This window comes from Acidimicrobiia bacterium, assembly GCA_035651955.1.
In the GTDB taxonomy this organism is placed as follows: Bacteria; Actinomycetota; Acidimicrobiia; order IMCC26256; family JAMXLJ01; genus JAMXLJ01.
Genome location: DASRES010000067.1, coordinates 1 through 7,524, shown reverse-complemented (window position 1 = coordinate 7,524; position 7,524 = coordinate 1). Strand labels below are relative to the sequence as shown.

Sequence of the window (7,524 nt, the reverse complement as noted above, 5' to 3'; positions counted from 1 at the left end):
ATCGGCGCGATCCGCCTGTTCGACGGGCGTGGCAACCGCATCGAGGTCGGCGCGCCGTACCACCCGCGGGGCATCGGGAGCGAGGTCGCCGCGAACGTGCCGAAGCTGCGCGACGGCTCGTACGTCGTGACGTGGCGCGTCATCTCGGCCGACTCGCACCCCGTCCAGGGCGCGTTCACGATCACGGTCGGCAACCCGTCGGTGGGCGACGTCACGAGCCTGGCGAGCCGGTTGCTCACGGCGCAGGGCGGCAGCACGACGGTCGGCGTCGTGTACGGCATCGCGCGGTTCCTGGTGTTCGCCTCGCTCGCGTTGCTCGTCGGCGCGGCCGTGCTCGTCGTGACCGCGTGGCCGTCGGGCCGGACCTCGCGCCGCGCGGGGCGCATCGTGTGGGGTGCCTGGATCGTCGCGTTCGTGTCGACGCTCGCGGCGTTCGCGTTGCAGGGCGCGTACGCGGCCGGGCTCCCGCTGTCCTCGGCGCTGCACACGACGCAGCTGCGAGCCGTCTGGCACACGCGCTTCGGCGAGGTCACGATCCTGCGCGCGGTGCTCCTCCTCGTGACGGTCGTGCTCCTGCGGCAACTGCTCGTCCGCGCGGACACCGACGGTCAGCGGACCGACCCGCCTCCCCTCGCGGCCTGGTGGCGCCCCCTCGCCGTCGTGATCGCGGTCGCGATGGTCGCCACACCCGGTCTCGGCGGTCACGCGTCGACCGGGCGGTGGCGCTGGCTCGCGCTCCCCGCCGACGTCGTCCACGTGGGCGCCATGGCGGTCTGGCTCGGCGGGCTGGCCCTGCTGCTGTCATGCGTGCTCCCGATCCCCGATCCCGCGCTGCTGCGACGCGTCGTCCCGCGGTTCTCGCGCGTCGCGTTCTGGTGCATCGCGGCGATCGTGGCGACGGGGTCGTTCCAGGCGTGGCGCCAGGTCGGGTCGCTGCACGCCTTCACGTCGACCGACTACGGGCGCCTGCTGCTCGTGAAGCTCGCGTTCGTGGTGGTCGTCGTCGCGGCCGCCGCGTTGAGCCGCGACGTCGTGCACCGCCGCCTCCGTGAGCCGTACGTGCCCGACCTCGTCCCCGACGACGAGCGCGTCGCGGTCACCGTCGGCGGTGGTGGCGCGGGCGGCACCGGGCGTGACGGCGACGACGGGGACCTCCGCGACGACGAGGACGACGACTGGACCGAGGAGGACGAGGAGCGCGCCGAGGTGCACCGGCTGCGCCTGTCCGTCGCGGTAGAGGTCGTCGCCGCGGTCCTCGTGCTCGCGGTGACCGCGCTGCTCGTCAACGCGCCGCCCGCGTACACCGCGGCGAGCCTGCCGTACTTCAAGACCGTCGAGCAGTCCGGTCGCTTCTACGACATCGAGGTGACGCCGGCGAAGGCGGGACCCAACGACGTCCACCTGACCGCGGTGACCGTGAACGGTGGGCCGGCCGACGTCATCAAGTACACCGTGACGTTCTCGGAGCCGGGCAAGGGCATCGCGCCGATCGCGGTCCCGCTGTTGCGGCTCGGTCCCGGCCACTATGCGTCGTACGCGTTCCGCGTCCCCTTCCCGGGGACGTGGCAGGTGTCGGTGTCCGCGCTCATCAGCGACACCGAGGAATCGACGTTCACCCTGAACGTCCCGATTCACTGATCATCCGACGAGGAGCAGAGGGTTGCGTCGCATCCGTCCACTCGTTCCGGTCCTCCTCGCGGTCGCCGTCGTGCTCGCGTGGGCCGTGCCCGCGTCCGCGCACGTGACCGTGTCACCGGACCAGGCCGTCGTCGGGCAGGACGCCACGTTGTCGTTCTCCGTCCCGAACGAGATGGCCGACGCGAACACCGTCCAGGTCCAGCTGTTCATGCCGACCGATCACCCCATCCCGTCGGTCTCGGTCGAGCCCGTCCCCGGGTGGACGGACACGGTGGTGACGACGAAGCTGCCGAAGCCGGTCCAGACCGACGACGGCCCGGTGACCCAGGCGGTCTCCGAGGTGACCTGGTCGGGCGGGACCATCAAGCCGGGTGAGTTCCAGCGCTTCACGATCTCGGCCGGCCCGTTGCCCGCCGCGGACCAGATCGAGTTCAAGGCGCTGCAGACGTACAGCAACGGGCAGGTCGTCCGCTGGATCCAGGACACCCCGAAGGGCGGACCCGAGCCGGACAACCCCGCACCCGTCGTCACGCTCGTGAAGGGCTCGGCGCAGGAGCTGCCCGCGAGCGCGACGACCGCCGCGTCGTCCGCGAGCACCAGTGACGGGACCGCACGCGCGCTCGCGATCGTCGGCATCGTGCTCGGCGCGCTCGGTGTCGTCGCGGCCGGCATCACGCTGCTGACGCGCCGTCGCACCACCTAGCCCGACCTCGCGCTAGCCCGACCTCGCCGAATGGGCGCGCCCCGGGCCGCGCTCCGCGCGCCCGTAGGATGGCCGTCGGTGGACGTCGCCCAGCACTTCCGGACGATCCTCGAGAACTGGTGGAAGGCGCTCATCGTCGCGATCGCGGCGGCGGTCGTCACGTACTTCGTGCGCGTCGGACGGCCCGCGCAGTACGGCGCGGCGTCGCTCGTACGCGTCGACGCCGCGTCGATCGCGAACGTCGCCGACCCGACCGCGCTCGACACCGTCACGACCACGTACGCGCAGCTCGCCGGGTCCGACGACGTGTTGAGCGACGCGATCAGACGGTCGAACCTGCGGATCGACCTCGCCGCGGCGAAGAAGCGCATCCACATCGTCGCCGGGCTCGGCCTCGGCGTGATGCTCATCACGGGGACGGGGCCCTCACCGAGGGACGCCGGCGCGCTGGTGCAGGGCGAGACGAACGCGCTCGTCGCCGCGGTCAGGGCGCAGCAGGCAGGGACGGTGCAGTCCGACCTCGCCTCCGTCGACTCGGACATCGCCCGCCTCACCCGGCAGCTCGCGGCGCTCTCGCCCGGCGATCCCGCGCGGCGCCGCCTCACCAGCCAGCTCGACGCGGCCGTGGCGTCACGCGCGGGACGCACCTCGCTCGCGTCGGACGCGATGGAGGTGCTCACGCCCGCGATCGCGGGCCCGCAGCGCGTCTCACCGAAGCCGGCGCGTGACGCGCTGTTCGCCTTCGTGCTCGCGTTCCTCCTCGCGTCCGAGCTGTTCGTGGTGCGCGACACGCGCCGCGACCGGTTCTCGGGCACGGACGAGGAGACCGTGACGCGCGACCTCGGTCTGCCTGTGCTCGCGCGCATCCCGAGGGGTTCGGACGCCGCGACGCTCGAGGCATTCCGCGTGCTGCGGACGAACCTCATGTTCCTCGAGGGCGCGGGACGGCCGCGCACGGTCGCGATCGTCAGCGCGAGCCCCGACGCCGGGAAGACGTTCGTCGCCGTGCACCTCGCCGAGGCGATGGCGTCGCTCGACGACCGGGTCGTGCTCGTCGACGCCGACCTCCGCCGTCCGGCGGTGCACGAGCGTCTCGGCATCGAGCGCGCGCCCGGCCTCGTCGCCGTGCTCGAAGGCGCGGACATCGCGAGCGCGCTCCGCCGCGCACCCGGTGGCAGCTCGCTGCGTGTGCTCCCCAGCGGCGTGGCGGTCGGTGACCCGTCGGGCCTGCTCGGCGCGCGCGCCTTCCGTCAGGTGCTCGACGACCTGCGCACGATGCGCCTCGTCGTCGTGGACACGCCACCGGCGGAGGCGCTGGCCGACACGCTGACGATCGCGTCGCAGTGCGACGCCGCGCTGTTCGTGCTCGACATGAAGACGAGTCGCAAGCGCGCCGTGCTCGCGAGCATCGAGTCGCTGCGGCGCGCGGGCGCGAACGTCGTGGGTGTGGTCGTGAACCGCGCGCCCGTGTCGCGCCAGCTGGTCGATCTGCCCATCCGGCGCCCGCTCGCCCGTCATCAGACGGCGTAGCTCCCGGGGACCCGGGACGCGTCACGCCGTCGCGACGGTCGCCTCGCACGCGCACGACGCCGCGAGGACGCGGCCACGTCCTGCGCGTTTGGCCTCGTAGAGCGCGCGGTCCGCGGCCGCGACCAGCAGGCGCGTGTCGTCGGCCGCCGACGGACCGCCCGTCGTCGGGCACGTCGACCGGCCGCAGCTCTGCGCGACGCCGAACGTCGCGCCGATGCCGTCCGCGGCGAGGTCGGCGAGACGCTGCTGCGCCAGCGCGACCGCGCCGCGGGCGTCGGTCTCGGGCAGCAGGAGCGCGAACTCGTCACCGCCGACGCGCCCGACCGCGTCGCTGCCCCGCAGCTCGCGCCCGAGCACCTCGCCGACCCGGCGCAGCATCTCGTCTCCGGCGAGGTGGCCGTTGGCGTCGTTCACGGCCTTGAAGTGGTCGAGGTCCACGATCACGAGCGCGACGACGTGGCCGTGCCGCACGGCCCGTGCCACCTCGACGGTCACGCGGTCGTGGAAGGCGCGATGGGTCAGGCAGCCGGTGAGGCCGTCGTACGTCGCGAGCCGGTCCAGCGTGCGCCGGACGCGCTCGCGTGCGGCGGCCGCCGCCGCGGAGACCGCCCCGACACCCGTCAGCACGACGACCATCATCAGCGGGCGGCCGGGCTCGGTGTGACCTTCGAGCACCGCGACGACGAGATAGCCGATCGTTGCGAGCGCGGTCGCGCACACCACCGCGTAGGGCGGGTATGCGAGCGCGCAGTACACGACCGCGAACAGCAGCAGGAGCGCGAGCGGACTCCGCGCGCCACCGTCGAGGGCGGTGACCGCGAGGACGAACGCGATGCTGAAGACCGTCCACGTGTAGAAGAAGACGAGTCGCCGCGGCGACGCGACGATCGCGTCACGGGGCAGGGCGACGACGACGAGCACCGAGGCGAGCGCCACGCCCGCCATGCCGTACAGGATGTGCCGGCTCGGCCCGGGCACGACGACCAGGTACGCCAGGCTGCACGCGATCGACACGCCGTACAGCACGAGGCCGAGATCGATGTGGCGCTTCCAGAAGTCGGCGTCGAGCTGCGCGTTCACATCTGCCCCGCGTCCGGCCTGTCCGGTACCGATCGGCTCGCGGCGTCACGACCTGAGCGATGGGGGAAGACTGGGCGGTCGTGAGGTCCATCGAGGAGTCACCGCTCGCACCCGACGAGCTGGCCCGCATCGACGCCTACTGGCGGGCGGCGAACTACCTGTCCGTCGGGCAGATCTACCTGCTCGCGAACCCGTTGCTGCGCACGCCGCTCGAGCCGGCCCACATCAAGCCCCGCCTGCTCGGCCACTGGGGCACGACGCCGGGCCTCAACCTGCTGTACGCCCACCTCGACCGCGAGATCGTGCGCCGCGACCTCGACGTGATGTACGTGATCGGGCCCGGGCACGGTGGGCCGGCGATCGTCGCGAACTGCTGGCTCGAGGGCACCTACAGCGAGATCTACACCGCGATCACCCGCGACGAGCCGGGGATGGCGCAGCTGTTCCGCCAGTTCTCGTTCCCGGGCGGCATCCCCAGCCACGTCGCGCCCGAGACCCCGGGCTCGATCCACGAGGGCGGCGAGCTCGGGTACTCGCTGTCGCACGCGTTCGGCGCGGCCTTCGACAACCCCGACCTGATCGTCGCGTGCGTCGTCGGCGACGGCGAGGCCGAGACCGGACCGCTCGCGACCTCGTGGCACGCGAACAAGTTCCTCGACCCCGTCACGGACGGCGCGGTGCTGCCGATCCTCCACCTCAACGGCTGGAAGATCGCGAACCCGACCGTCCTCGCCCGCATCACCGACGACGAGCTGACCGCACTGCTGCAGGGATACGGGTGGACGCCCTACCTCGTCGAGGGCGACGAGCCCGCGCGTGTGCACCAGCAGCTCGCGGCCACGCTGGACCACGTCGTCGACGAGATCCGCGACATCCAGTCACGGGCGCGCAACGGTGGCGACGCGTCGCGGGCGCGCTGGCCGATGGTCGTGCTGCGCACGCCGAAGGGGTGGACCGGTCCGAAGGTCGTCGACGGCGAGCCCGTCGAGGGCACGTGGCGATCCCACCAGGTGCCGCTCGCCGAGGTCCGCACGCGCCCCGAGCACCTCGCGCTCCTCGAGGAGTGGATGCGCAGCTACCGGCCCGAGGAGCTCTTCGAGGACGACGGCCGGCCGCGCGCCGACATCGTCGACTGGCTGCCGCGCGGCCGGCGGCGGATGTGCGACAACCCGCACGCGAACGGCGGCCTGCTGCTGCGCGACCTCGCGCTCCCGGACTTCCGCGACTACGCCGTCGACGTGTCGAAGCCGGGGACGACCCGTTCGGAGCCCACGCGCGTCCTCGGGTGCTTCTTGCGCGACGTGTTCGCGCGCAACGCGCCGTACCGCAACTTCCGCCTGTTCGGTCCCGACGAGACGGCGTCGAACCGCCTCGACGCCGTGTACGACGCGACGGGCAAGACGTGGATGGCCGAGGTCCTGCCCGTCGACGAGCACCTCGCGCCCGACGGTCGCGTGATGGAGATCCTCAGCGAGCACACGTGCCAGGGATGGCTCGAGGGGTACCTGCTCACCGGACGCCACGGCCTGTTCTCGTGCTACGAGGCGTTCACCCACATCGTCGACTCGATGTTCAACCAGCACGCGAAGTGGCTGCAGGTGTGCCGCACCTTGAGCTGGCGGCGGCCGATCGCGTCGCTGAACTACCTCCTGACGTCCCACGTGTGGCGCCAGGACCACAACGGGTTCACGCACCAGGACCCGGGGTTCATCGACCTCGTCGCGAACAAGAAGCCCGAGGTCGTGCGCGTCTACCTCGCGCCCGACACGAACTGCCTGCTGTCCATCGCCGACCACTGTCTGCGCAGCCGTGACTACGTCAACGTCGTCGTCGCGCAGAAGTACCCGTCGCTCGACTGGCTGAGCATCGAGGAAGCGATCCTGCACTGCACGCGTGGCGTCGGCATCTGGGAGTTCGCGAGCAACGACACCGACGGCGACCCCGACGTCGTCCTCGCCGCGGCCGGGGACGTCCCGACGCTCGAGGTGATGGCCGCGACCGACCTGCTGCGTCGCCACCTCCCGGACGTGAAGGTGCGCGTGGTCAACGTCGTCGATCTCATGCGCCTCGCGCCCGAGACCGAGCACCCGCACGGGATGTCCGAGCGCGAGTACGACACGGTGTTCACGACCGACAAGCCCGTGATCTTCGCCTACCACGGCTACCCGTGGATCATCCACCGCCTGACGTACCGGCGGGCGGGCCACGACAACCTCCACGTCCGCGGCTACAAGGACGAGGGGACGACGACCACGCCGTTCGACATGGTCCTCCTCAACGATCTCGACCGGTTCCGGATCGTCATGGACGTCGTCGACCGCGTCCCGGGACTCGGCCAACGCGCCGCGCGGCTGCGTCAGGACATGCTCGACGCGCGCGTGCGCGCGCGGCAGTGGACGCGCACCTACGGCGAGGACATGCCCGAGATCGCGGAGTGGTCCTGGCCGTACTGACACGCAACCGAACGCTCGTCGCGCGCACGTTCGCGCTCGTCGTCTCACAAGTGTCAGGTGCGTCACGACGGAGGGGGAAAAACGTCCCTGGCGCGTGGACCGCGGTCGTCCTTACACTGC

General features: G+C 72.0%; 5 protein-coding genes. 4 read left to right on the top strand and 1 reads right to left on the bottom strand.

Annotated elements, in window-relative coordinates; all coding sequences use genetic code 11:
* The 3 genes from VFC33_14240 to VFC33_14230 form a co-directional block, all read left to right on the top strand.
* A partial coding sequence (locus VFC33_14240) for a CopD family protein (GenBank protein ID HZR14398.1) occupies positions 1 to 1,638 on the top strand: 1,638 nt, incomplete at its 5' end.
* A gap of 22 nt (positions 1,639 to 1,660) precedes the next feature.
* On the top strand, positions 1,661 to 2,341 hold the full coding sequence (locus VFC33_14235) for a YcnI family protein (GenBank protein HZR14397.1): 681 nt from the start codon (positions 1,661 to 1,663) through the stop codon (positions 2,339 to 2,341).
* Between the two features lie 78 nt (positions 2,342 to 2,419).
* Positions 2,420 to 3,871, top strand: coding sequence for a CpsD/CapB family tyrosine-protein kinase (locus VFC33_14230; protein ID HZR14396.1), 1,452 nt, complete (start codon positions 2,420 to 2,422; stop codon positions 3,869 to 3,871).
* 21 nt (positions 3,872 to 3,892) lie between these two features.
* Here VFC33_14230 and VFC33_14225 read toward each other — a convergent pair whose 3' ends face one another.
* Entirely contained in the window at positions 3,893 to 4,951 is a 1,059-nt protein-coding gene (locus VFC33_14225; GenBank protein ID HZR14395.1) for a GGDEF domain-containing protein, read from the bottom strand.
* Between the two features lie 59 nt (positions 4,952 to 5,010).
* Between VFC33_14225 and VFC33_14220 the strand changes: the two genes are divergently transcribed.
* A complete protein-coding gene (locus VFC33_14220) occupies positions 5,011 to 7,404 on the top strand; it encodes a phosphoketolase family protein (GenBank protein ID HZR14394.1) in 2,394 nt (797 codons plus the stop codon).
* Positions 7,405 to 7,524: the final 120 nt, after the last annotated feature.